We start from the raw sequence: 26,470 nt of genomic DNA, 5'->3' as shown, positions 1-26,470 counted from the left end.
GTGGTTTTTTGCTTAAAAACGTAGCTACTACTTTCTTTTTTTTTGAAAAAACCGTTGTAATAAGGAAGCCGCCTCATTTTCAAGAATTCCTCCTATTATCTTTGTTTTTGGGTGCAATGTCGTTCCCATTACACCACAACCACGTTGTACATCTGTAGCGCCAAATACTATTTTTCCAATCTGACTCCAGTATAAAGCGCCTGCACACATTTGGCAAGGCTCTAAGGTAACATAAAGCGTACAATCTTTTAAATACTTTCCCCCCAGAAAATTAGTAGCTGATGTAATCGCTTGCATTTCTGCATGTGCCGTTACATCGTTCAATTTTTCGGTAAGGTTATGTGCTCTTGCAATAATTCGGTCCTGGACAACAATTACGGCACCCACTGGTACTTCACCGGCTTCTAGAGCATATTCCGCTTCTTGAAGCGCCTTTTTCATAAAATAAGCATCATCATAAGGTAAAACCATAGCCTCAAAAATACGATAGTTTCATTTTTAAAAAAGTATTTTTGCTGTCCATTACAAAGGTAATTTGAAAGCAATTATAGAACATATCAATACTCCTCAAGACCTCAGAACTTTAAACACTAAAGATTTAGAGCAATTGATTATTGAACTTCGTGAATTCATCATAGACATTGTTTCGGTAAAAGAAGGTCATCTAGGTGCAAGTTTAGGTGTTGTAGAATTAACGATTGCCCTTCACTATGTTTTCAATACACCAATAGACAAATTAATTTGGGATGTAGGCCATCAAGCTTATGGGCACAAAATACTTACTGGAAGAAAATCTATTTTCGAAACCAATAGACAATTTGAAGGTATAAGTGGTTTTCCAAAAATGGAAGAAAGTATTTATGATTCTTTTGGCACTGGTCATAGTTCTACCTCTATCTCGGCGCTTTTAGGCATGGCACTTTCAGCTCAATTACAAGGAAATATTCATAGGCAACATATTGCTGTAATTGGCGATGCATCTATTGCTAGCGGTATGGCTTTTGAAGGTTTAAACCATGCAGGGGTAACCAACGCAAATATATTGATAGTTTTAAACGACAACGCCATGGGAATAGACCCCAGTGTGGGGGCTTTAAAAAAATACCTGACTAATGTAAAAACGGGAACCGCAAAAGAAGAAAACATTTTTGAATGTCTCAATTTTCATTACACCGGTCCCATTGATGGTCATGATTTAACCATATTAATCAAAGAACTACAACGTTTAAAAAAGATAGAAGGCCCTAAATTATTACATATAATTACTACCAAAGGAAAAGGACTTAAGAGTGCTGAAGAAAATCAAGTAGTTTATCATGCGCCTGGTAAGTTTAACAAGCAAACTGGTGAACTACAAAAGAAAGAGCCTCAGCAACTGGCCCCTAAATATCAAGATGTATTCGGAAAGACTTTGGTAGAATTGGCTTTAAAAAATGAAAAGATTGTAGGTATTACCCCAGCGATGCCAACGGGTAGTTCTTTAAAATTTATGATGGATATCTTGCCAGAGAGAGCCTTTGATGTAGGTATAGCGGAACAACACGCCGTAACCATTGCAGCAGGTATGGCTGCTGATGGTCTAATTCCATTTTGTAATATATACTCCACATTTTTACAACGGGCTTATGACCAAGTTATTCATGATGTAGCCATACAAAACCTACCTGTAATCTTTTGTTTGGACCGTGCAGGTCTGGTTGGCGAAGATGGCCCTACACATCATGGTGTGTTTGATATTGCATACCTAAGATGTATCCCAAATCTTATAATCTGTTCTCCTATAAACGAGATAGAATTAAGAAATATAATGTACACCGCCCAACTAGGATTAGAACATCCTATTGCGATAAGGTACCCAAGAGGAAGAGGTCGAATTTTAGACTGGCAAAAATCTATGAGCAAAATGACCATAGGTAAAGGTGTACTTTTAAAGCAAGGTAGTAAAATTGCCATTCTAAGTACCGGGCCTATAGGAAATGTAGCAACGGAAATCATTAATGAACTTGGGTCAAATTCAGGTATTGCACATTATAATTTTCCCTTCATTAAACCTTTGGATAGAAAGTTGCTAACACAAATAATTCAAAAATTTGATCATATTATCACTTTAGAAGATGGTTCTGCTATTGGCGGATTTGGCAGCGCCATATTAGAATTTGCAAATAGCATTGGAATCCATAAAATAATTAAGATATTTGGCATTCCTGATTTTTTTATTCCACACGGTGATACCGAAAGACTATATAAAGAAGCAGGAATAGATAAGATGTCCGTAAAAAAATATGTACAACAATTTCTATGAGAATAATGAGTTCACACTGCATTAAATTTATAGTCCCTTTACTTCTTTTAGTATCATTTTGGTCTTTCGGCCAAGACACAATTCCCGCGCCTATTTTAGTTGACAGCATCGTCGTTGACAGCGTTGTAATTGATACCATTGTCATAAGAAGAACGGTTGACAAAATATTTTCACCTAGAAAAAACGTAAATCTTCAAATACCCAATATAGATTTCAAAAAGACAAAAACCTTACAAAAAGGCTTTCAACGTTTTAGAGTACCCTCATTCTGGGAAACAGAAAATAGTTTTGGTATCAATATAAGTGAAGTCGCCTTTGTCAATTGGAATGCCGGTGGTGATAATGCCGTTAGTGGATTAGGGTTTTTAAAATTTGCCCGAAAATATAAATTCAATAACTTTCAATGGGAAAATAATTTAGAATTGCGCTACGGCCTTAATGCACAAGATGGTCGAAAGCTTAGAAAAACGGAAGATGTAATTCGTTTAAGCTCAAATTTAGGTTTTCGAAAAGACACCATCAGCAATTGGTTTTATTCCGTTCAGCTTAACTTTAACACCCAGTTTTCGAACGGTTATAAATATCCAGATAGAGATACTCCAATTTCAAGATTTATGGCTCCTGGTTACCTGTTATTCGGAGCAGGAACCTCATTTATTACTAAAGATCAAAAATTCAACCTTTATTTATCTCCCCTTACACAAAAATCGACCTTTGTTTTAGATCAAGACTTGGCCGACAATGGTGCATTTGGTGTAAATGAAGCAATACTGGATGCTGACGGAAATATTATAACCCCTGGTGAAAATCATCTATTAGAACTTGGTATACTTATCACCAATAATTTTAATTATAACGTTGCCGAAAACATCGAATTAAAAAGTAGGCTTAACCTATATACCGATTACATTAAAAGTTTTGGTAATATTGATGTAGATTGGGAACTTAACCTAAACATGAAGGTAAATAAGTTCATAAGCACCAGTTTAGGTACACAAATGATCTATGATGACGATATACTTTTTGATGTCGTTAAAAATGACAACGGTACTATTTTAAACCCAGGTATACCTAAAATACAATTCAAACAAATATTGGCAGTAGGTATTCTTTATGGCTTCTAAAGCTGCCTTCCTTTTATTTTATTGTGAATATGAACTGCTGCACTATCAGAAAGGCTTGCAACATAACAACATGTATTCAATAATATGTCATAAATTGATTTATTAGTTTGTTGATAAAACCCTGGTAGGGTTCGTAACATTAGCTTGTGGTAATTAGATGCCGTTTCGTGTTTTTTGCCGATTAGAGCACCTATGTAAACATCTAAAATATCAGATATAATAGTATAGCCCGCAATCTCCTTTTCAACCACTTCTTGAGATTGGTATATTTTTTGGACACTTAAACTAATGATATCCTCTATCTGCGCTTTATAACCACTTTTATCCATAAGTGAAAATTCGAAAGTTCCATTCAAAATACTTTCTTCATTCTCAATAAAAATAGATACTGCATCTTGGATGAGCGTATTTATAGCTAAAGCACGTAGGTAGCTTAGTCTATCTTCCATAAACTCCAAAGAATTATACTTATTAGTATTTATGGTATTCTTAACCAATTTAATTAAATATTCTAAAGCATAGTCTTCAGATATAAGCCCTAAATTAATTCCGTCTTCAAAATCAATAATGGTATAACAAATATCATCGGCAGCTTCAACTAGAAAAGTTAATGGATGTCTACCATACGATACCGTACCGTTATTACTTCTAGTTGGCAAACCTAATTCTTGAGCTACTTCCTCAAAAATATATTTCTCGCTCTGAAAGAAGCCGAATTTTTTATCACAAATATGTTTCGTAGGTTTTTTCGGAAGCGATTCTTTTGGGTATTTCATAAAAGCACCCAACGTAGCATAACTTAACCGTAAACCTCCAGATACTCCTGCCCTATCTTGAGTCATTAATCTAAACCCATTGGCATTACCTTCAAAATCTATGATATCTTGGTATTCCTCTTCAGAAAGTTCCTCTTTGAATATTAAACCATTACCGGTTTTAAAATACTCGCCAATAGCCTTTTCACCACTGTGTCCAAATGGGGGATTACCAATATCATGCGCCAGTGCCGCTGCAGCAACTATAGCTCCAATATCATTGAACTTATAACCATGCACTTCTTTTAAATAAGGATGCTTTTCTATTATTTTCTTACCTGCGAGCCTACCCAAGCTTCTACCTACCACAGATACCTCTAGACTATGGGTTAATCTGGTATGTACAAAATCGGTCTTTGATAAGGGAATAACCTGAGTTTTATCTTGTAGACTTCTAAAAGCAGAAGAAAAAATTATACGATCATAATCTACATCGAAACCCAATCGTGTCTCATCCTGCTCGTTTCGTAAACGTTTATTCTTATCTCCTTGCCTACGTAAAGAAAGTAATTCCTCCCAATTCATATATTCCTTTTATAAGTCTGCAAGATACATTTTTTGATTTTTCAAAGTGAGAAGTTTATCCGTTTACGGAAATCACAATGCATAATTCTTAACCTTTAAAACATACATTAATAATCCTTAGATAACCTTAACTTAACCTTACCACATTTTCTTTGCAAAAGAAAATAACCCAGTTGATGAAAAAAGTATTTTTTCTACTTATAGTAACCATTTGTTCCTTTTCCTTTGCACAGGAAACTAGTTCTATTAGAGGCAAAATTTTAGATGGTGAACAATTTAATGAGCCATTAATCATGGCTTCCATTTCTATAAACGACACACCCATAACTACACGCACCAACTTTCGTGGTAATTTTGAATTCACGGATATTACACCTGGCTCACATGAAATTATAATTCAATTTCTAGGATACAAATCCATCCAATTTACTGTAGATGTTAAAGCTGGTGATGAGGTTGAAATTCTTGAAACCCTTTACGCAAAATCGCTTGCATTGCCATCTTTATCAAAAGTAAGTTCAATAAGTGATGTGTCGATGAGCAAATTGGAACTGTCTGCCAACAAAACCAGATAAATTTAGCTGCCATTACTACAGCATATCAATAGTAAATTTCTTAATACCCTTTTTATTGAAAATTTTTCTAATTGAACTAAACCATATTTTCAGAAAAGAAATTAGTATTTTCATCACTTCTTTAAAAAGACTCAAGAAATTAATAACTATTGCGGTAAAATGTATTAATATAACTTCATAACCTTATTTTAACCTTAATGATAATTTATAACATCATTTTTGTTTCTTATTTAAATTTTTGATGGGCGAAAATATATATTTCTTCATGATTATTGCGTTGGCTGTTTTAGCCGTAACTGATTTAATAGTAGGGGTCAGTAATGATGCTGTCAACTTCTTAAATTCAGCTATAGGTTCTAAAGCCATATCCTTCAAAACTATTATGATAGTTGCAAGTATTGGGATAGCATTTGGGGCTGTTTCTTCAAGTGGCATGATGGAGGTTGCCAGAAAGGGGATATTTAATCCGTCTGAGTTTGTATTCGCTGAAATCATGATTATTTTCATGGCGGTAATGATAACAGATATTCTGTTGCTAGATTTTTTCAATACCCTTGGTATGCCCACTTCTACGACAGTTTCTATAGTGTTTGAATTGTTAGGAGCAGCAGTTGCCATATCTTTAGTTAAAATTTATGCTGGCGACGGAAACTTCACTCACCTAACAGATTATATTAATACCGATAAGGCTGCCGAAATTATTCTTGGAATACTTCTCTCTGTAGTAATTGCTTTTACCATAGGGGCTTTCGTGCAATTCTTTACAAGGGTATTACTATCCTTTAAATTTGAGAATAAACCAAAGTGGGTAGGAGCCATTTTTGGTGGTATGGCCATTACAGCGATTATATATTTCATTCTTATAAAAGGTTTAAAAGGGACATCTATAATTACTCCTGAAACTTCTATGTTTATTTCAGATAACCCAGAAATATTCATTCTTGGTAATTTTATACTTTGGTTTACCCTATCATGGGCAGTGACACGTTTTTTAAGTTGGAATATATACGTTATTATTATAATTCTTGGCACGTTTGCACTAGCAATGGCCTTTGCCGGAAATGACCTTGTAAACTTTATAGGAGTACCTTTAGCAGCATATGAATCATTTGTCAGCTGGTCGAATTCTGGACAATTAGCCTCAGAATTTAATATGCAAGGTTTGTCAGTTTCGGTACAAACCCCAACTTATTTATTATTGGCCTCTGGTGTCGTAATGGTCGTTACATTATGGTTCTCTTCAAAGGCAAAGAATGTTGTGAAAACTAGTGTAGATTTATCAAGACAAGATGAAGGTGACGAACGTTTTGAGCCGAATTTCCTATCTAGACAGATTGTAAAGTTCTCTATTAAGGCTTCTGATAATTTAAATGGACTAATTCCTACCACACTTCAAAAAAGAATTAATGTTCAATTTGAAAAGCCGACATCATATGCGCAAAAAGCAAAAATAAAAGATCTACCGGCTTTCGATTTAATTAGAGCATCCGTTAATTTAATGGTTGCGAGTGTTTTAATTTCTTTAGCAACTTCATTAAAATTGCCCCTATCAACCACATATGTCACTTTTATGGTAGCTATGGGTAGTTCTTTAGCAGATAGAGCGTGGGGTTCAGAAAGCGCAGTATACCGCGTTGCAGGAGTTTTGAATGTTATAGGCGGATGGTTCTTTACAGCCATAGTAGCCTTCGTAGCTTCAGCATTGACAGCTTATATCATTCATTTAGGTGGTATCTATGCAATAGGAGCACTTTTAATCTTCGCCTTTGTCTTAATTGGCAAAAACTACATTTCACATACAAAAAAATTAAAAGAATCCAAGGAAGAAGAAAAACTTGAGCGTGCAGAAAGTAGTTCCGTTCAAGGTGTTATTGAAGAAAGCGCCAAGAATATAGCCAATGTGGTAAAAAGAACCAGCAAAATATATTCCAATACTATTAACGGACTAGCCAAACAAGATTTAAACTTACTTAAGAAAAATAAAAAGCAAGGTTCTAAACTTGCTACAGAAATCGAAGACCTAAGAAATCATACTTTCTATTTTATCAAAAATCTAGAAGAAGCACATATTGGCGCAAGTAATTTCTATATAAATGCCATGGGCCACCTCACAGATATTTCTCAATCGCTTGAATATATTGGTAAGGTTAGCCACAAACATGTGAACAATAATCATAAAAAATTAAAATACAATCAAATTAAGGAATTGAAGCAAATCGATAATAAATTAGCTGAGATTTTAGAAAACACTTCCAATGCTTTTGAAGAGCGCTCATTTGAAAAAATTGGCAATATTCTTAATAACAAACAGGAATTGTACGATTTGGTATCTCAAAAAATTAAATTACAAGTAGAAAGAACTCGAACAGAAGAATCAAGTCCTAAAAATACGACCCTCTATTTTAGCATCTTATTGGAAACAAAAGACTTAATGACTGCCACAATGAATCTTCTTGAACAGTACTACAAAGAATATGACGAAAAAATTGTGCCAGCTAGACTAGACTAGACTAGAACAAACATGTCGTCTTTCTAAAAATAACTTATGAAGTATTATTTACTGACTGTTTTTCTTTTATTAAATTTTATAAATCAAGCACAAGACATAACAGGTGAAGAATTATTGAATCACGCTATTGCTTTTCATGATCCAGATGGAAACTGGAAGACATTTAACGCCATAATGCAGATTGAAATGGAAAGTCCTAATAACGGTATAAGAAGCACTACAATACAAATAGACTTACCTTCTAACTACTTTAAGTCTACCGTTAAAAAAGATAATTTCACCATAGAATCTGAATTAAATAATGAAGAGTGCACTTTAAAATTAGATGGTAGTACTACTATTTCAGCTAAGGTTAAGGATAGTCTAAAAATCTCATGTGACAGGGCTAAAATGATGAAAAATTATTACACCTATCTGTATGGACTTCCGATGAAGCTAAAGGACCCTGGCACTATAATAGACCCCATAGTTCAGAAAAAAACCTTTAAAGGAAAAGAATATCTAGTACTTAAGGCAGGTTACGAAAAAGAAGTTGGTAGCGATACTTGGTATTTCTATTTTGACCCAAAAACCTACGCTATGGAAGTATACCAATTCTTTCATGATGAAAGTAAAAATGATGGTGAATATATATTATTATCCGAGATGATTACTGTTAACGGTATTAAAATTCCGAAGGTACGTGCTTGGTATTATAATAAAGAGGATGTTTATTTAGCAACTGATAAACTAGTAAAAGGAAAAATACTAGACTAACGATAAAAATTCATTTCATCAATATAAGTCCAGACTTCAGGAGGTAACATGGGTTTTATGTTCTTTCCGTTTTTATGCTCTTTTCTTATAAAGGTGGAAGATATTTCCATAATAGGTGCACTAACCCGATGAATACTCTTGTGTTGCATAAACTGAGATTCTAAAGTCCCTTCTGAAATTCTTGGATACACGTAAATAGTATAGTTCTCTAAAATGGTCTCATAATTCTTCCATTTATGCAGGCCTTTTAAATTATCCTCGCCCATAATCAATGAAAAACTATACCCAGAAGGATATTTCTCATCTAAATGCACCAAGGTATTCACCGTATAATTTGGCTGGGGAAGATCGAACTCAATCTTACTAGGATGTAATTTTGGGTATTCTTTTGTGGCCTCATAGACCATTTCATATCTATGATGATTTTCTAAAAGCGTTTTCTTAGTCTTAAAAGGGCTTTGAGGGGTTACAACGAACCAAACCTCATTTAAATCGGAAAACTCCACCATGTGGTTCGCAATGACCAAATGACCAATGTGAATCGGGTTAAATGTTCCGAAATAAAGTCCCACCTTTTTCATCTACACTTATTGCTTATCGTCCTGAATGAAAGAGGCCACCAAATCTACTGCTTCTTTTAAAGCAACATCTAAATCATAGTTTTTAATGATTTTGTCAAATTGAGGGGCTGTAGCCAATTCAACAGAAGCCTTTGCGATACGCATGTTTATTTTATCTTCACTTTCAGTACTTCGTTTCTTAAGTCTGATTTTTAATTCATCTACACTAGGCGGCTTCACAAAAACAGCCAAAGTTTGTTCTGGAAATTTCTTTTTAATTCGAAGCCCACCCACAACATCAATATCAAAAATGACGTTTTTGCCTTCTGCCCACAAACGCTCTACTTCACTTTTTAAAGTGCCATAGAAATTATCTCGGTATACTTCTTCCCATTCCAAAAAATCATCATTTTTAATATGATTTTTAAATTCAGAAACAGACATAAAATAATAATGCTCTTTATTCTTCTCTTTGCCTCTTCTTGGTCTTGAAGTTGCGGATACAGAGAAAGCCAAATTCAATTCAGGTTGAGCCAATAGATGACGTACGATTGTTGTTTTCCCACTGCCAGAGGGTGCAGAAAAGATTATAAGTTTTCCTCCTTTCATCTATAGCACATTTAACATTTGTTCTTTAATTTTTTCAAGCTCATCTTTCATTTGAACCACAATCTGTTGCATTGGCGCATAATTCGCTTTTGAACCAATGGTATTGATTTCACGACCTATTTCCTGAGAAATAAAACCCAACTTTTTACCATTGCTTTCGTCAGAATTTAGGGTTTTTCCAAAATAATCCAAATGGTTCGCTAATCGTACTTTCTCTTCGGTGATATCGTATTTTTCTAAATAATAAATAAGTTCCTGTTCAAATCTATTGGCATCTACATCGGTCTTTAAATCTTGCACTGCCTTTTCTAATCGTTCACGAATTGTACTTTGACGATCTGGATCGATCTTAATCACCTCTTCTAATAGATTTTTCAATGAAGCTATCCTATCTAAAAAATCTTGCTCTAATACGCTACCTTCTTCAGATCTAAATTCATTTATCTCAACCAACGCGCCTTGTAATGCTTTCTTTATGGCTTCATATTCCTCTTCATCGATATCTTCTTTTGCTGTTTTCATGGCATCTGGAAAACGCAATGCCATTTCTAACAATCTAAGATCATCACCTGTGGCAATATTTTTCAACTGTGCCATATATTGTTTTACAGCAACCTCATTTACTTGAGAAGTAGTTTCATCTCCCGTTAGCTCAACATATAAACTAAAATCTACCTTACCACGTTGCAGCGAGTTTGCGATAATCTTTCTTAGTTCAAGTTCCTTTTCACGATAGCTCGAGGGCATACGCGCATTTAAATCGATACTTTTACTGTTAAGTGATTTTAATTCCACAGTAATTTTTTTATTAGGTAATTGAACTACACACTTTCCGAAGCCGGTCATCGATTGAATCATGAATACATTTTAGATTTAGACAAAGGTAAGATAATTGTTAAATTTAATTTCAATCATGTCGTTATCCATAAACAAGAAAGGAGCAAACAAAAATAATCTCTTGTTCACTCCTTTAAACTATACTTTTTGAAGTAGATTATAATTCCCTAACCCAAATATTTCTAAAACTCACACGACTATCATCACCATGATCTTGTAATAATAATGGTCCTTTACCATGTGCCGGATTTTTTGGCCACCCAATATAAGGGGTAGTACCTTTAAGTTCTACATGATCCTGAACCAAAACACCATTATGCATTACTGTAATATCACCTGACTTTATTTTACCACCATCAGCATTAAATTCTGGTGCATGATAAATAATATCATAGGTATTCCATTCACCTGTTGGAACAGATGCCATAGCCAAAGGTACATGTTGCTTGTAAATAGAACCTACTTGGCCATTTACATATGTTGGGTTATCATTTTGGTCTAAAACCTGTACTTCGTACATACCATTTAGAAACACTCCACTATTTGCTCTATTTTGACCTTCACGTTGTATTGGCAATGGAGATTTCCATTCAATGTGCAGTTGTATATCACCAAAATTCTGTTTGGTCTGTATATTGCCCGTTTTGTCATTAACGGTCATACTACCATCTTTATTCAGGTGCCATTTGGCAGCGGTACTATCATTTGAGCTTATCCAATTATCCAAATTAGCACCATTGAACAACACAACGGCATCACTTGGCGGAGCGCCTATTGAACCAGGTGTAACTACCGCCACTTTTGGCTCATAAAATTCTGTTTCTTCGGGCGTAGTAGGTTCATCTCCCATATACTCATGATATACAATAACGCTATCTTCTACAATAGTTTTCTCTTTCTCTACCTGTTCTACTTTTTCTTGACATGATATCATACCAAAAGATGTAACTAACAGTAATAATGAATATTTATTTTTCATACGTGGTTATGCTTTTAAAGTTGTTTGATTTTTATATTTCTAAACGCCACAATGTTTCCGTGGTCTTGTAATCCGATCTTACCTGTTGTAAACTTACCAAAACCATCCCAGCCTGCAAATTTAGAGTCTGCCACCATAGCATCCCATTCTTCGCCTTGTACAGGAAAGGTGACCATTTCAGTACCATTCAAAATAACATTTCCCATATTATCTTTATGGTTTACAGTAATTACCATGGTATTCCATTCACCTATCGGTTTGGTAACATCTTCAGCTGGCGATACCATATCGTATAACGCACCTGCTTGATGCGTAGTGCCAGCTTTTGCATCAGGATGTTTATCATTATCTAATATCTGAACTTCAGGACCCGTTTGATAGCCGGTACTATATTTAGCATCCTCATTCACCCCCCAAAAAACACCACTATTGCCAGCTTCTGATATTTTCCATTCCAAAGAAAGAACAAAATTGGTATACTCATCTCTAGTAACAAGGTCATGATTTTTGTTATCTTCACCTTCTGATGGTGGAGTGTAAATTAAAGCATCACCATCAATCTTCCAAACATCACCAACGGTATCATTCTGAAACTCTTTCCATTTATCTAATGATGTGCCATCAAATAAAATTTCCCATTCACTTTCAGGCATTTCCATTTCCTCAACTACTTTTTCAGTTGTTTCTTTCTTTTCTTGTTTACAAGAGATGAAAAATATTAAAAACGCAATACTAACAATTACTTTTTTCATACTATTTCTATTTAAAGTCCTAACATTTTTTTCAACATCTCTTTATCAATTTCAGCACCGGCAAAATCATCGAATGTTTTCTCAGTTGCCTCAATGATATGGTCTTGAATAAACTTTGCACCTTCACGAGCGCCTTGTTCAGGACTCTTAATACAACATTCCCATTCCATTACAGCCCAAACATCGCACCCGTATTGTGTTAATTTAGAGAATATGGTCTTAAAATCTATTTGACCATCACCCAAAGAACGATATCTACCTGCTCTGTTTCCCCAATCATTATATCCACCAAAAGCACCTTTCTTCCCAGTTGGATTAAACTCAGAATCTTTTACATGGAACGATTTTATAAACTCATGATAATGATCTATATAGGTAATATAATCTAGTTGTTGTAAAACAAAATGACTTGGGTCATAAAGTATATTTACTCTTTTATGATTTCCCGTAGCCGCTAAGAAGCGTTCAAAAGTATCGCCATCATGCAGATCTTCTCCAGGGTGAATTTCATAACAAACATCGACCCCTTCTTTATCAAAATGATTTAAAATAGGAGTCCATCTTTTTGCCAATTCTTCAAAGCCCATTTCAACCAAACCCGCAGGACGTTGTGGCCATGGGTGCATGGTATGCCATAACAATGACCCAGAAAATGTTGCGTGGGCATTTAATCCAAGTCTTCTACTTGCAGTTGCAGCTTTTTTTACAGTTTCAATAGCCCACTTTGTTCTTTCTTTTGGCTTACCATGTACTTCTTTAGGCGCAAAAGAATCAAACATCAAATCATATGCAGGATGTACCGCCACTAATTGACCTTGCAAATGTGTAGAGAGTTCTGTTATTTCCAAACCGTAAGAATTCACCTTACCTTTTAGCTCGTCACAATAATCTTGACTTTCTGCCGCTTTAACCAAATCGATTAAGAAATTTTCCCAAGTAGGAATTTGAATTCCCTTATACCCAAGATCAGAAGCCCATTTACATATACCATCCAAGGTATTAAACGGTGCTTTACCATCTACAAATTGTGCTAAAAATACGGCCGGTCCTTTGATTGTTTTCATAATAATATACTAGTCTGTTGTTTGAATTAGTTCCTCTATTCAACACTTTAAATATGTTAAATTATCTTATATTTAAGAATTGTAACCAGTTTGTTACAATACCTTAAAGATTTGCTATAAATATAGGGAATACCAATAGAAAAAGATAAAAATTCAAGCATGAATCAAAATGAAATATTCGACGCAATTGTAGTCGGAACTGGCATAAGTGGTGGATGGGCCGCTAAGGAATTAACAGAGAATGGTTTAAAAACCCTTGTTTTGGAGCGCGGTAGAATGGTAACGCACATAAAAGATTACCCTACCATGAACGACGATCCATGGGATTATCCGTTTAAAGGAGAATTGTCCCAAGAAGACACAAAAAAATACCATGTTCAATCTAGGGTAAACTGGGCCCCTAAAGATGATAACAAACATTTTTTCGTAAACGATCTGGAGCACCCTTATGTAGAGACCAAACGTTTTGATTGGATCAGGGGATATCAAGTTGGTGGAAGGTCACTTACCTGGGGCAGACAAAGCTACCGTTGGAGCGATATTGATTTTGAAGCCAATAAAAAAGAAGGTGTTGGTGTAGATTGGCCCGTTAGATATAAGGATATTTCACCATGGTATGATAAAGTAGAGGAATATATTGGTGTAAGTGGAGAAAATTTAGGTTTAGCAGTTTTACCAGACGGTAAATATCAACCTGCCATGAAGTTAAATTGTGTAGAGGAAGATTTTAAAAAAGCAACCGCAGCGCAATTTGATGATGGGCGTTTAATAACTATTGGACGTACCGCGCATATTACCGACCCAAATGCCGCAATTGAAGGTAGGGGCACTTGTCAAAATCGTGATCGTTGTTCTAGAGGTTGCCCATTTGGCGGATATTTTAGCAGTAATTCCTCTACCCTTCCCGCCGCTGAGCGAACAGGTAACATGACCTTGAGGCCTAATTCCATCGTATATGAAATAATCTATGACGATGCTACCAAAATGGCAACAGGTGTAAAAATCATTGATGCCGAGACCAATGAAAAAATAGAATTTAAGGCTAAAATCATATTTCTATGTGCTTCGGCAATGGCCTCTGTAGGCATATTGCTTCAATCCAAATCTGAACGATTCCCAAATGGATTGGGCAATGATTCCGACGCATTGGGAAGAGGAATAATGGACCATCATTACAAATTAGGGGCTTCAGCAAAAGTTGACGGATACTTGGATAAATATTATAAGGGACGACAACCCACCGGCTTCTATATCCCACGATTTGTTAATTTGGATGACAAAACTAAAAAAGAAGGATATTTGAGAGGATTTGGATATCAAGGCAGGGCCAGTAGAGGTGATTGGACCGAAGCAATTGCTGAATTGAACTACGGAAAAGAACTTAAAGAAGAAATTCTAAAACCTGGCCATTGGACCATTGGCGTTACGGGATTTGGTGAATTTTTACCCTATGATGATAATAGGGTAACATTAAGTGCTACGGAAAAAGATAAATGGGGCCTACCTCAATTAGATTTTGATGTAGAATTCAAGGAGAACGAATACAACATGCGTGAAGACATTAAAGCGCAAATTATAAAAATGTTTGAAGCCGCGGGCTTTAAAGATGTAAATTCCTACGATGAGGTGACAGGCCCAGGACTAGGAATACATGAAATGGGTGGCGCAAGAATGGGACATAGTGCAAAAACCTCTATTCTAAACAAAAACAACCAAGTACATTTAGTGCCAAATGTTTACGTTACGGATGGGGCTTTCATGTCCTCTTCAAGTTGTGTAAATCCATCACTAACCTATATGGCTTTTACAGCAAGAGCTGCAGAACATGCCGTTGAGTCATTAAAATCTGGAAAATTTTCTTAATTATAATTTAAACTATAACGACAACTAATTCGGTTAGAGTCAAGTAAACATTAGCTTATGGAAAATGCTTCGGCCAGAAATATGTGGGGTAATTATTTAAGTGCACATTTAGAACATGCATTTGAACATGCACCATCGACAACTTTTTTTGGTGATAATGAAATAGATGCCAATACGTTGGCAGATCTAACAAAACAAGGTGTAAAAAGGGCAATATCACATTCTTTGTTAGGATTACAAAACCGCGATGAAAAACTACCTAAAATTGGAGACTTTATGGTAATTACAAATTGGAAAGGTGAGGCTCAATGTATTGTTCGTATAACTGCAGTAAAACTCAAGCCTTACTTCAGCATTGATGCATCTTACGCACAATTAGAGGGTGAAGGTGACAAATCGCTCGACTACTGGAAAAAAACCCATTGGGAATACTACACTAGAGAGTTACAAAAATTTGGAAGAGAACCTAGGGAAAGTATGATAATCGTTTGTCAAGAATTTGAAAAAGTTTTTTAATTTATATCAATATTTTTTTAAGCAAAAAGAGCCGCTAATCGCGGCTCTTTTTTATATTGATAATAGTTGATTATTTCTCTAATGCAACCCAAGTATTTCCATTTTTATGAGAATCCACTGTAGCCTCAATAAAATTCATACCTCGAACACCATCTTTCATTGTAGGGAATTCGCCATCATTATATTTTTCTCCTCTTATAGCCCTTGCTGCTCCTTTATAAATATTGGCCATAGAATCAAAAATTCCTTCTGGGTGACCCGCAGGTAGTTTTGTTCCATCCAATGACAATTCAGAGTTGTAAGCATGACCTGGCTTATACACTTGGGTAGGCTCTGTATCACTCAATTTATATAAAAAGTTTGGACGCTCCTGCTCCCATCGAAAAGCACCTTTCTCACCATAAATAGAAATGGCCAAACCATTCTCTTCACCGGTAGCAACTTGACTACCTCTAATAACACCTTTAACATGGTCGCTCATACGTATAAGTACGGTGCCATCTACATCCATTTTATTGTCCTCATAAAGATAATTAAAATCGCAAAGTAATTCATTCACCGTAAGACCTGTAGTATATTCTACAAGGTTAAAAGCATGAACACCTATATCACCCATACACGAGCTTATACCTGCTTTCTTTGGATCTAATCTCCAAACAGTAGACCTCTTCTCTTTATCATGAATAATGGTATTAATCCAACCTTGATAATACACTGCATCTACTTTGTGAATTTTACCTAAGGCACCGGCTTTAATCATTTCGCGCATTTGACGCACCATTGGGTAACCTGTGTATGTATGGGTCAAAGCGAAAACAGTACCTGACTTCTGATGCGATTTTTGTAAATCTTTCGCTTCTGCCAAAGAAGTTGTCATTGGTTTTTCACAGATAACATGAAATCCATTATCCAATAATTTTTTAGCCATTGGATAGTGCAAGAAGTTTGGTGTTAGTATCGAACATACTTGAATACGTTCATCTTCAGGCAACTTTAATTCTTCTTCTATTAAAGTATCAAAATCTTTATAAATTCTATTCAAAGGAACATCTATTTCCTTCGCAAAATCAACATTTGCTTCAAAATCTGGATTGAAAACTGCACCTGTAATTTGATAATTATCATTAATATGTGAAGCTACTCTGTGTAGCACTCCTATAAGGGAATCGCCTCCCCCTCCTAATATTCCTAAGCGTATTTTCTTTGGCATTATTATCTGTTTAAGTTGAAAATATATTTATGTAAAAATCCTAATAGATTTATTTTTTTATCCCTTTTTTATTAGACTATCATTTTTTAAAAAAGATGAAATTTATTTTCTCTATTCTATTTTAAGGGGATTAATTTAAAGAAATTATTTAAGATTGATAGTCTATTTTCTCGGTTTTAAAGAAAAACGAAAATAAAACAAAAACAACTAATGCAAAACCAGCTGGATATAACCAAATCATTTCCCAAATGTGTTTTCCATCATTTAACAAATAGGCTGTTGATATCTTACCAGCTACCCAAAAACCAATGAGCATTCCCACTCCATAGGTTGCTAAAGTTATTAATCCCTGGGCAGAACTCTTATATTTTTCTCCGGCTTTACTATTGGTGTAAATTTGACCGGAAACAAAGAAAAAATCATAACAAATACCATGAAGTGCAATGCCGATAATTAACATAAAGCCTAATTCCTCTACATCTCCAAATGCAAATAATAAATAACGTACGACCCAGGTAGCCATGGCTACAAGAATGGTTTTTTTAAATCCGAATTTGGTAAAAAATAAAGGTAATAACAGCATAAATACTATTTCAGAAATTTGACCTAATGTCATTTTCCCTGTCGGATTATCCATGCCTACTTCTACCAAAAACGGATTCGCATTTTGATAATAAAAGGCCAATGGAATGCAAATTAAAACCGACGAAATAAAGAAAATTAAAAAGTTTTTATCCTTGAATAACCTAAGAGAATCTAACCCTAATATTTCTTTCAGGTTAAGCTTATTTTCACTTTTAGCCCTAGGTGGTGTTTTTGGCAAAGTAAAACTGAATATCCCTAAAATTAAAGAAGCAATCGAAGTCATTAAAAAAGTATTTCTAAGGAGTCCGTCTCCAATATTTTTCCCTTGATCCCAATTAAAAACATAACTAATGGATAGTCCAGCAATAATCCATCCTAAAGTTCCAAACACCCTAACCATTGAAAACTCTTTGGCAGGGTTCTTCATTTGATTAAAGGATACTGAATTAACCAAGGCCAGGGTAGGCATATATAAAATCATATACCCCAAAACTAAAAGATAAAACACATTAAATTCTGTACTTTGATACATGAAGTACATAAGAACAGCTCCTAAAAGGTGTAAAATTCCTAAAATACGTTCGGCATTAAAATACCTATCAGCAATAATTCCAATAACAAAGGGAGCAATAATGGCTCCCCAAGATTGTGTTGAAAATGCCAATGCGATTTCACCATCTGTAGCTTTTAAATTATTTCCAAGGAAAGTACCCAGGGTAACAAACCATGCTCCCCAAATAAAAAACTCTAAAAACATCATAAAGCAAAGCTGTAGTCTGACGTTGTTTTTCATTTACCTTTTGTAATGAATATAATCTAAACTTACGGGAGTTACACCATTGCTTCTAAATTCTACAGCTATTTGTCCTCTATGATTTGTAGAATGGTTTATAATATGAAACAGCATATCTTTTAAGGTATTTGTAAAAAGTCTACCCTCAGAATTTTCATAATCTATACGTTGATCAAATCTGTCAGCATTGGTTAAGATATCAAAAGAGCTGCGTTGATTCTCATAATGAATATCAGCCCAATCTTTAATATCATGTTCTTGCCAAACATCATACTCAGTTGCCTTTTGTAATATGCGAGCATTCCAAATATGATGTGCATTTAGTATATGACCAAATAAACTTTTGGTTTTTGGTGACACTTCAGATAGTCCTAAACATTCATCGATAAGTTTTTTGTTACACTGAAAATTGTAATCAAAAATTTCATTAAAAAAGGCCTTCATATTCGATTCGGTCTAGATTATTCTATTTCCTTTGCTGCTTTTAACAATAGATCTCTGGTAGCAATTATTCCAGCTTCCTCGCTTATTTCAGAACCTTCGAATTCAACACCAATGAACCCAGTGTATCCAGCTTCATTAACAATTTTTAGCATTTTAACATAATCTATACCCGTATCATATCCATCGGCATCGAAATTATTTGATTTAGCACTTACAGCTTTTGCGTATGGCATAAGTTCCTTTACACCTTTGTACTTATCATATTCCTTTAAACAATCCCAACTATCAGGTTTACGTTCTATACAAAAATTACCAAAATCAGGCAGACTTCCGCAGTTATCCATATTCACGGTTTTCATCACTTCTGCATGAAGTTCACCATTAGATGATAAGCCACCATGGTTTTCAACCAAAATATTGATGTTTTTGGTTTTCGCATAAGTAGCTAATTTTGTTAAACCATCTACTGCATTAGCTTTCCATTCTTCGGGAATATTACTTCCGTTTAAATTTACACGTATTGCATGACAGCCCATTGCAGCAGCTGCATCGACCCATTTTTTATGTTTCTCCACCGTTTCATTTCGTTCGGCCTCATCACTTACAGCAAGATTACCTTGACCATCTATCATGATCAAAACATTCTTCATTCCGTACTTTTTTGCCTCTGCATTCGATTTAGCAACAAAATTCGCCATTGCCTCTTCAGAATAACCCGCATCGGACAATTCCGGATTATACAGCTGACTTACATACTCTAAACCTGTAAAGCCCCAATTTTTGGCTTTCTCCGCAAATGTATATGGATCTACTCCACCTTCATTAATCATTTTATGTATTGACCATTGAGCCAATGATAATTCAAAAAATGGTTCTGAGTTACTGTCACTTTTAACGATTTCAGAATTTTCAACCTTTTCTTTTTTCGTTTCCTTACAAGCGTAAGTTCCTAATAACGAGATTCCAATGCCTACAACTGAGGCAATTCGAATAAAACTTTTTCTTTTCATATTTGATAGTTTGGTAAAACTTTAATTATAACATTAAGGGTCACTTTTAAATATTAAAATAGTTAATTGCTCTTACTTTATGCTAATTTTAGCGAATTTCGCAAGAAGAATGGACATTAAATGTATAGAATTAATTTTATATTTAATAAATTTAAAGAATAAACAACTTTTATGAGCAAATTTTATTACAATGAAGAGCAAGAGTCTTACGACGCTATAGTTGTAGGAACGGGTATTAGCGGTGGTTGGGCCGCTAAAGAACTATGTGAAGCCGGTCTAAAGACTTTAGTTTTAGAGCGTGGTCGAATGGTAAAACATATAGATGACTACGTTACTGCAAATAAAGACCCATGGGACTTTCCTAATGGTGGTGAAGCAACTAAGGAAATAATTGAGCAACAGCCCAAGCAGAATAGAACTGGGTATACTACAAGTCAAGCAAGCCATATGTGGTTTGTAAATGATAATGAACATCCTTACAACGAAACTAAACGTTTCGATTGGATGCGCGGTTATCACTTAGGAGGTCGTTCTTTACAGTGGGGACGCCAAAGTTACCGTTGGAGTGATATAGATTTTAATGCAAATAAAAAAGAAGGTATTTCTATCGATTGGCCTGTAAGGTATAAGGATATAGCACCTTGGTACTCTAAAGTTGAAGATTATATAGGGGTTAGTGGTGAAGCACTAAACTTACCTCAGTTACCTGACAGTGATTTTTTACCTATGATGGAACTCAACTGTGTTGAGCAACATTTTAAAGAAAAAGTAGCAGAAAATTTTGATGGCCGAGTAGTTACAGCAGGCCGTACTGCGCATATAACTGGAACTAAACAATTTGATGGTAGAAGTAAATGTCAATTTAGAAACAGATGTATAAGGGGGTGTCCTTTTGGAGCATATTTTAGCAGTCTATCATCTACATTACCAGCAGCAGAAGCAACTGGCAACATGACTCTTAGACCAGACTCCATTGTACATGAAGTAATGTATGACCCAAACACTAAAAAAGCTACAGGTGTTAAAGTAATTGACCGAGTTACAAAAGAAACGTTTGAATTTAAGGCAAAAGTAATTTTCCTTTGTGCATCTGCTATTGCATCTACATCAATATTAATGCAATCAAAATCCGATACCTTCCCTAATGGTATGGGTAATGAGTCTGACCAATTAGGTAGAAACATCATGGACCACCATTTAGGTGTTGGTGCAAGTGGTAAATTCGACGGTTTTGAAGATAATTATTACAAAGGTCGTAAACCAAGTGGTATCTATATACCAAGATTTAGAAACCTAGGTGGTAAATCTGAAATGCCAGGATACAAAAGAGGTTTTGGTTATCAAGGTGGAGCTTCAAGAGGAAACTGGGAAGATACCGTCGCTGAATTGGCCTATGGTAAAGAATTAAAAGATGCTGTATTGAAACCAGGCGGATGGACATTTGGTATGACAGGATTTGGTGAAGTACTTCCTTACGAAGAAAACAGATTCACGTTAGATTATGACAAATTGGATGATTGGGGCTTACCCACGGTTACGTTTGATGCAGAATTCAAAGAAAACGAATGGAAGATGCGTGAAGATATGAAACAATCTGCCGTAGATATGTTGACCAAAGCTGGCTTAAGGGATGTTACACCTTATGATAATCCTGGTGCACTTGGTTTGGGTATTCATGAAATGGGAACCGCACGTATGGGTAGAGACAGAAAAACTTCTGTATTAAATGGAAACAATCAATTACATGATGTGCCAAACGTTTATGTTACAGATGGTTCGTTCATGACTTCTGCAAATTGTGTAAACCCATCATTAACTTACATGGCCTTTACGGCTAGAGCTGCTGACCATGCAGTTAAGGAACTTAAAAAAGGAAATATATAATGGATAGAAGACGCGTATTGAAAAATATGGGGCTGTCACTTGGATATATGGTGGCAACTCCAACATTATTAAGCATTGTACAGAGTTGTAAAAATGAACCAGCCATAACATGGACTCCTGACTTCTTAACTCAAAGTGAAGGTAGTGTTTTGACTAAATTGGTTGATATTATCTTACCAAAAACAGACACATTATCAGCATCAGAAGTTCAGGTCGATATTTTTATTGACAAGTTCGCCAATGAGGTAATGGAAAAGAATCAACAGGATCTTTTCAAAATGTCGATGGGGAAATTTTTAGATAAAGCTTTGGCCGATTCTGGAAAAGTAAAAGCAGATGATTTAACCGCTGAAGATTTAGAGCCAGTTGTAGCTAGTTCATTAAAGTACTCTAAAGAAGACCAAACAGCAATGCTTGAATCTATTAATAAGTACACCGAAGCAATTGAAGAAGGTAAAACTTCTACATTGGATGACGAAACTACAAGGTTTGCATTTGCAAATAATTTACGAGGCTTGGTCATTTGGGGCTATAAAGCTTCTGAATATGTGGGAGAAGAAGTTTTAGAATATCTTCCTGTACCTGGCGAGTATATTGCATGTGGTGATGTACAAGAGCTTACTGGTGGAAAGGCATGGTCTTTATAAACCAAGTAAAAATTTAATTTAAAAAAGCCAAGAGTGAGAAAAAAAATCCACCTCTTGGCTTTTTTAGTTTTAATCCCTATAAAATGAAAAGAAGAAGTTTTATTCAAAAAACAGCACTAAGCACAGGCGCTTTTACAGTTGGCAGCTCATTAATGCAGGCAAACACGATTTATAGTCCAAAGAACTCTTATAATTTTAATCTGAAATATGCTCCACACATAGGCATGTTTAAAAATTTAGCAGGAGATAACCCTATAGACCAGATAAATTTTATGGCCGATCAGGGATTCAAAGCCTTTGAGGATAACGGCATGATGAAAAGAGATGTAGCCCTACAAGAAAAAATGGGCGAAACTTTAGCTAAACGAGGTATGACAATGGGAGTTTTTGTTGTAGACAAAGGTGGAAACATGGAAAATACACTTGCTGCAGGAAAACAAGAACATTTAGATATTTTTTTAAACGGATGTCGCAAGGCAGTAGATACGGCAAAAAGAGTTAATGCTAAATGGATGACAGTTGTACCAGGTGGATATGAGAGAAACTTACCCATTGGTATTCAAAATGCCAATGTTATTGAGGCTTTACGCCGAGGTGCTGAAATTTTAGAACCTCATGGACTGACCATGGTATTAGAACCTTTGTCAGATTCTCCTGATCTTCATTTGCAGACCTCTGAGCAAACTTACTTGATTTGTAAAGGCGTTAATAGTCCATCTTGTAAAATACTTTACGATATCTATCATATGCAAAAAAATGAAGGCCATTTAATACACAACATGAACCTAACCTGGGATGAAATAGCGTATATACAAATTGGTGATAACCCTGGTAGAAACGAGCCTACTACAGGTGAAATAAATTACCGAAACGTTTTTAAATGGATTCATAAAAAAGGTTTCGACGGAGTTCTTGGAATGGAACATGGTAACTCAAAAGATGGGAAAGAAGGCGAACAAGCAGTGATAAACGCTTACAAGCATGAGGATGACTTTTTATAACATCATTATAAACCTTCTAATGTAATCTCATTCAACAATATATTTAAGGATATAGTAATAATGCATTTTATCGAAATATTATAATATTTCGATAAAATGCATTATTAATTTGTAAGAATCAACCTACTTATTTGTACATTTGTATATGTCCCCATATCTACAAGCATTACTTGTTTACGCCGGTTTATTTTTGGCCTCAAAATTATCTTATTATATATATAAGATGATAAAAACAGATTCCCTTAAATTATATCGATCAAACCTAATCTTTAAGTGGACGAATTTTAAAAACGCCCTTAGGTTAACATTTAACAGTTTATTTAATGACACCATTAAATTTCCGTAATCCAAAAAGAGTATTTATTCGTATATAACTTATATCAATATACTTAAGCTATGGAAAAGTATGTCACCATTTTGATAATCTATGCAGCTGCATTATTATTTTCAACTGTGTTGAAGCCATATATCAAGAATGATAAATAAGAATCCCCTGACTTAACCTTGGCTTAGGTCGTAAATAAAAAAAGACCCCTTAATAAAGGGGTCTTTTTTTATTATGTATCTGCATTACTACTTAAGAACCACACATTAAACAATCATCATCTGCTTGACCTTCCTTCGCCCTTGCAATCATTTCTTTCATCTCTTGTGGAGACATTGGTTTTATATCTAGCTCAGCTTGTGGAGCAACCTTAGAAACAGTTGCTTCTGTATTTACTACTGCCCCATTAACGACAGCTGTTACAACATCCGCTTCAACAGCTTCTGCTACAGGTATTTCTTTCTTCTTAGAGTTATCTAAAGTGAATTTAATTGCATCTACGGCCGCTTTAGTACGTAGGTAATACATTCCCGTTTTTAAACCACTTTTCCAAGCGTAGAAGTGCATAGAAGTCAATTTAGAATAGTTTGCGTTCTCCATAAATAAATTTAAAGATTGACTTTGATCAATGAAGTAACCTCTATGTCTAGACATATCGATGATATCTTTCATACTTAGCTCCCAAACGGTTTTATACAAATCTCGTATATCTTTCGGTATCGTCTCTATATGTTGAATTGAGCCATTTGCGCGCATTAAATCTTGCTTCATATTCTCGTTCCACATTCCTAAGCCAACTAAATCCTCTAAAAGGTGTTTATTAACCACAATGAATTCACCTGAAAGTACACGTCTTGTATAAATATTTGAAGTGTAAGGTTCAAAGCATTCGTTATTACCCAATATTTGAGAAGTAGAAGCTGTTGGCATAGGGGCAACCAATAATGAATTTCGCACACCATTTTTTACAACTTCTTTTCTTAGTTTTTCCCAGTCCCATCTTCCAGATAATTCGTCGTCTTTAATTCCCCACATATTATGTTGAAATTCACCTTTAGACATTGGCGAACCTTCAAAAGTAGAATAAGGACCTTCTTCTTTTGCCATTTCAACAGAAGCTGTTACCGCAGCAAAATACAAGGTTTCAAAAATTTCTTGATTTAACTTCTTAGCTTCATCACTTGTAAATGGTAAACGCAGCATTATAAAAGCATCAGCTAAACCTTGAACACCAAGACCAATTGGTCTATGACGCATATTCGAATTTTCCGCTTCCTTTACCGGGTAGTAGTTTCTATCGATTACTTTATTTAAGTTTTTAGTTACACGTTTTGTAACCTTAAACAATTCTTTATGGTCGAACTCTCCGTTCTTAATAAACATTGGCAACGCTATAGAGGCCAAATTACATACTGCAACCTCATCTGGTGAGGTGTATTCCATTATTTCAGTACATAAGTTAGAAGAACGTATAGTACCTAAGTTTTTCTGATTACTCTTACGGTTGGCTGCATCTTTATACAGCATATACGGTGTACCAGTCTCAATCTGTGATTCTAAGATTTTCTCCCATAATTCACGTGCCTTTACTTTCTTTCGACCTTTACCTTCTTCTTCGTATTTAAGATATAATTTTTCGAACTCCTCACTATGTCTATTATACAAATCCGGACATTCATTAGGGCACATTAATGTCCAATCTTCATTTGCTTCAACCCTTCTCATGAACAAATCAGAAATCCACATAGCATAGAATAAATCTCTAGCACGCATTTCTTCTTTTCCATGATTCTTTTTCAAGTCAAGAAACTCATAAATATCAGCATGCCATGGCTCCATATAAATAGCAAAACTTCCTTTACGCTTTCCGCCTCCTTGATCAACATAACGAGCAGTATCATTAAACACCTGTAACATAGGCACAATACCATTAGAGGTACCGTTCGTGCCAGCAATATAAGAACCTGTAGCTCTAACATTATGTATAGATAGACCAATACCACCGGCAGATTGAGAAATCTTTGCAGTTTGCTTCAAAGTATCGTAAATACCATCAATACTATCATCTTTCATAGCCAGAAGAAAACATGATGACATTTGAGGTTTTGGGGTGCCAGAATTAAACAATGTTGGTGTAGCGTGTGTAAAATATTTCTTAGACATCAACTCATAGGTTTCTATTGCTGAATCCAAATCATTTAAATGGATACCAACAGAAACACGCATTAACATATGTTGCGGACGTTCAGCAATTTTACCGTTCAATTTTAAAAGGTAAGAACGTTCTAACGTTTTAAAACCGAAGTAGTCGTAGCCAAAATCTCGGTTATAAATAATCGTAGAATCTAAAAGCTCTGCATTCTCAGCAATAACCTTGTGCACTTCGTCTGATAATAGCGGTGCCTTTTTTCCTGTTCTTGGATTAACATACAAGTAAAGGTCCTCCATTGTTTCAGAAAACGACTTCTTTGTATTCTTGTGTAAATTAGAAACTGAAATACGCGCAGCCAATTTTGCGTAGTCTGGGTGTGTCGTCGTCATTGTTGCAGCGATTTCTGCTGCTAGATTATCCAATTCTGAAGTAGTAACCCCGTCATAAAGCCCTTCGATAACTCGCATAGCAACTTTCAAAGGATCTACAAGTCCATTAAGACCATAACATAATTTTCTTACTCGGGCGGTGATCTTGTCAAACATGATCAACTCTTTTCTTCCGTCTCTTTTTATTACATACATATGGCTACTGTTATTTTTTAAAGGTTATTACTATAGGTCATCAATGTTT

Annotated in this window: 23 protein-coding genes; 10 read left to right on the top strand and 13 right to left on the bottom strand. The window is 35.2% G+C overall.

What is annotated here, in order from left to right; all coding sequences use genetic code 11:
- Positions 1-27: 27 nt before the first annotated feature.
- Complete coding sequence (locus AACZ49_RS07390; protein ID WP_339653045.1) at positions 28-471, bottom strand: nucleoside deaminase; 444 nt, start codon at positions 469-471, stop codon at positions 28-30.
- Between the two features lie 64 nt (positions 472-535).
- On the opposite strand from AACZ49_RS07390, the gene AACZ49_RS07385 reads away from it, so the two are divergent.
- Together AACZ49_RS07385 and AACZ49_RS07380 are read left to right on the top strand one after the other, a co-directional pair.
- Entirely contained in the window at positions 536-2,302 is a 1,767-nt protein-coding gene (locus AACZ49_RS07385; RefSeq protein ID WP_339653044.1) for a 1-deoxy-D-xylulose-5-phosphate synthase, read from the top strand.
- A 5-nt stretch (positions 2,303-2,307) separates the two neighbouring features.
- Positions 2,308-3,426, top strand: coding sequence for a DUF3078 domain-containing protein (locus AACZ49_RS07380; RefSeq protein ID WP_339653042.1), 1,119 nt, complete (start codon positions 2,308-2,310; stop codon positions 3,424-3,426).
- Here AACZ49_RS07380 and AACZ49_RS07375 read toward each other — a convergent pair.
- Positions 3,423-4,766, bottom strand: coding sequence for a deoxyguanosinetriphosphate triphosphohydrolase (locus tag AACZ49_RS07375; RefSeq protein WP_339653041.1), 1,344 nt, complete (start codon positions 4,764-4,766; stop codon positions 3,423-3,425). The genes AACZ49_RS07380 and AACZ49_RS07375 overlap by 4 nt on opposite strands.
- Positions 4,767-4,942: 176 nt before the next feature.
- On the opposite strand from AACZ49_RS07375, the gene AACZ49_RS07370 reads away from it, so the two are divergent.
- The 3 genes from AACZ49_RS07370 (at position 4,943) to AACZ49_RS07360 (ending at position 8,606) form a co-directional block, all read left to right on the top strand.
- Positions 4,943-5,341: a carboxypeptidase-like regulatory domain-containing protein gene (locus tag AACZ49_RS07370; protein ID WP_339653039.1), complete on the top strand. Its 399-nt coding sequence runs from the start codon at positions 4,943-4,945 to the stop codon at positions 5,339-5,341.
- 241 nt (positions 5,342-5,582) lie between these two features.
- Complete coding sequence (locus AACZ49_RS07365) at positions 5,583-7,850, top strand: inorganic phosphate transporter (RefSeq protein ID WP_339653038.1); 2,268 nt, start codon at positions 5,583-5,585, stop codon at positions 7,848-7,850.
- 36 nt (positions 7,851-7,886) lie between these two features.
- On the top strand, positions 7,887-8,606 hold the full coding sequence (locus tag AACZ49_RS07360) for a DUF6503 family protein (protein ID WP_339653036.1): 720 nt from the start codon (positions 7,887-7,889) through the stop codon (positions 8,604-8,606).
- Here AACZ49_RS07360 and nadD read toward each other — a convergent pair.
- From nadD to AACZ49_RS07330, 6 genes are all read right to left on the bottom strand, one after another.
- Positions 8,603-9,187, bottom strand: a complete 585-nt coding sequence (gene nadD / locus AACZ49_RS07355; protein ID WP_339653034.1) for a nicotinate (nicotinamide) nucleotide adenylyltransferase — start codon at positions 9,185-9,187, stop codon at positions 8,603-8,605. The two genes, AACZ49_RS07360 and nadD, sit on opposite strands and share 4 nt — an antisense overlap.
- A gap of 6 nt (positions 9,188-9,193) precedes the next feature.
- Positions 9,194-9,775, bottom strand: coding sequence for a guanylate kinase (gmk, locus tag AACZ49_RS07350; protein ID WP_339653033.1), 582 nt, complete (start codon positions 9,773-9,775; stop codon positions 9,194-9,196).
- Positions 9,776-10,633: a YicC/YloC family endoribonuclease gene (locus AACZ49_RS07345; RefSeq protein WP_339653032.1), complete on the bottom strand. Its 858-nt coding sequence runs from the start codon at positions 10,631-10,633 to the stop codon at positions 9,776-9,778. It lies immediately after the preceding gene.
- A gap of 136 nt (positions 10,634-10,769) precedes the next feature.
- Positions 10,770-11,591: a DUF1080 domain-containing protein gene (locus AACZ49_RS07340; RefSeq protein WP_339653031.1), complete on the bottom strand. Its 822-nt coding sequence runs from the start codon at positions 11,589-11,591 to the stop codon at positions 10,770-10,772.
- A gap of 14 nt (positions 11,592-11,605) precedes the next feature.
- Positions 11,606-12,343 (bottom strand): DUF1080 domain-containing protein, encoded by a 738-nt coding sequence (locus AACZ49_RS07335; protein ID WP_339653029.1) that lies wholly within the window; start codon positions 12,341-12,343, stop codon positions 11,606-11,608.
- 11 nt (positions 12,344-12,354) lie between these two features.
- The gene (locus AACZ49_RS07330; protein ID WP_339653027.1) at positions 12,355-13,407 is read right to left on the bottom strand and encodes a sugar phosphate isomerase/epimerase; all 1,053 of its coding nucleotides are present in this window, start codon (positions 13,405-13,407) and stop codon (positions 12,355-12,357) included.
- Between the two features lie 159 nt (positions 13,408-13,566).
- On the opposite strand from AACZ49_RS07330, the gene AACZ49_RS07325 reads away from it, so the two are divergent.
- Both AACZ49_RS07325 and AACZ49_RS07320 read left to right on the top strand, forming a co-directional pair.
- Positions 13,567-15,270: a GMC family oxidoreductase gene (locus tag AACZ49_RS07325; RefSeq protein WP_339653025.1), complete on the top strand. Its 1,704-nt coding sequence runs from the start codon at positions 13,567-13,569 to the stop codon at positions 15,268-15,270.
- A gap of 57 nt (positions 15,271-15,327) precedes the next feature.
- Positions 15,328-15,786, top strand: coding sequence for an ASCH domain-containing protein (locus tag AACZ49_RS07320; RefSeq protein WP_339653023.1), 459 nt, complete (start codon positions 15,328-15,330; stop codon positions 15,784-15,786).
- Positions 15,787-15,856: 70 nt separating this feature from the next.
- Here AACZ49_RS07320 and AACZ49_RS07315 read toward each other — a convergent pair whose 3' ends face one another.
- The 4 genes from AACZ49_RS07315 to AACZ49_RS07300 all read right to left on the bottom strand — a co-directional run bounded on the left by AACZ49_RS07315 (position 15,857) and on the right by AACZ49_RS07300 (position 19,828).
- Positions 15,857-16,996, bottom strand: coding sequence for a Gfo/Idh/MocA family oxidoreductase (locus AACZ49_RS07315; RefSeq protein WP_339653021.1), 1,140 nt, complete (start codon positions 16,994-16,996; stop codon positions 15,857-15,859).
- Between the two features lie 148 nt (positions 16,997-17,144).
- The gene (locus tag AACZ49_RS07310; RefSeq protein ID WP_339653019.1) at positions 17,145-18,374 is read right to left on the bottom strand and encodes a nucleoside permease; all 1,230 of its coding nucleotides are present in this window, start codon (positions 18,372-18,374) and stop codon (positions 17,145-17,147) included.
- On the bottom strand, positions 18,375-18,818 hold the full coding sequence (locus AACZ49_RS07305; protein ID WP_339653017.1) for a DinB family protein: 444 nt from the start codon (positions 18,816-18,818) through the stop codon (positions 18,375-18,377). It abuts the gene before it with no gap.
- A gap of 17 nt (positions 18,819-18,835) precedes the next feature.
- Entirely contained in the window at positions 18,836-19,828 is a 993-nt protein-coding gene (locus AACZ49_RS07300) for a sugar phosphate isomerase/epimerase family protein (RefSeq protein WP_339653015.1), read from the bottom strand.
- Positions 19,829-19,999: 171 nt separating this feature from the next.
- On the opposite strand from AACZ49_RS07300, the gene AACZ49_RS07295 reads away from it, so the two are divergent.
- From AACZ49_RS07295 to AACZ49_RS07285, 3 genes are all read left to right on the top strand, one after another.
- Positions 20,000-21,712, top strand: a complete 1,713-nt coding sequence (locus tag AACZ49_RS07295; protein ID WP_339653013.1) for a GMC family oxidoreductase — start codon at positions 20,000-20,002, stop codon at positions 21,710-21,712.
- A complete protein-coding gene (locus tag AACZ49_RS07290) occupies positions 21,712-22,359 on the top strand; it encodes a gluconate 2-dehydrogenase subunit 3 family protein (RefSeq protein WP_339653012.1) in 648 nt (215 codons plus the stop codon). Before AACZ49_RS07295 ends, AACZ49_RS07290 begins: the two co-directional genes overlap by 1 nt.
- A gap of 83 nt (positions 22,360-22,442) precedes the next feature.
- Entirely contained in the window at positions 22,443-23,360 is a 918-nt protein-coding gene (locus tag AACZ49_RS07285; protein WP_339653010.1) for a TIM barrel protein, read from the top strand.
- A gap of 577 nt (positions 23,361-23,937) precedes the next feature.
- On the opposite strand, the gene AACZ49_RS07280 is transcribed toward AACZ49_RS07285, so the two are convergent.
- Positions 23,938-26,421 (bottom strand): ribonucleoside-diphosphate reductase subunit alpha, encoded by a 2,484-nt coding sequence (locus AACZ49_RS07280; RefSeq protein WP_339653009.1) that lies wholly within the window; start codon positions 26,419-26,421, stop codon positions 23,938-23,940.
- Positions 26,422-26,470: the final 49 nt, after the last annotated feature.

This window comes from uncultured Maribacter sp., assembly GCF_963975365.1.
Taxonomy (GTDB): domain Bacteria; phylum Bacteroidota; class Bacteroidia; order Flavobacteriales; family Flavobacteriaceae; genus Maribacter.
The sequence above is the reverse complement of the archived record's forward strand: the minus strand, read 5'-3'. Positions and strand labels throughout refer to the sequence as shown.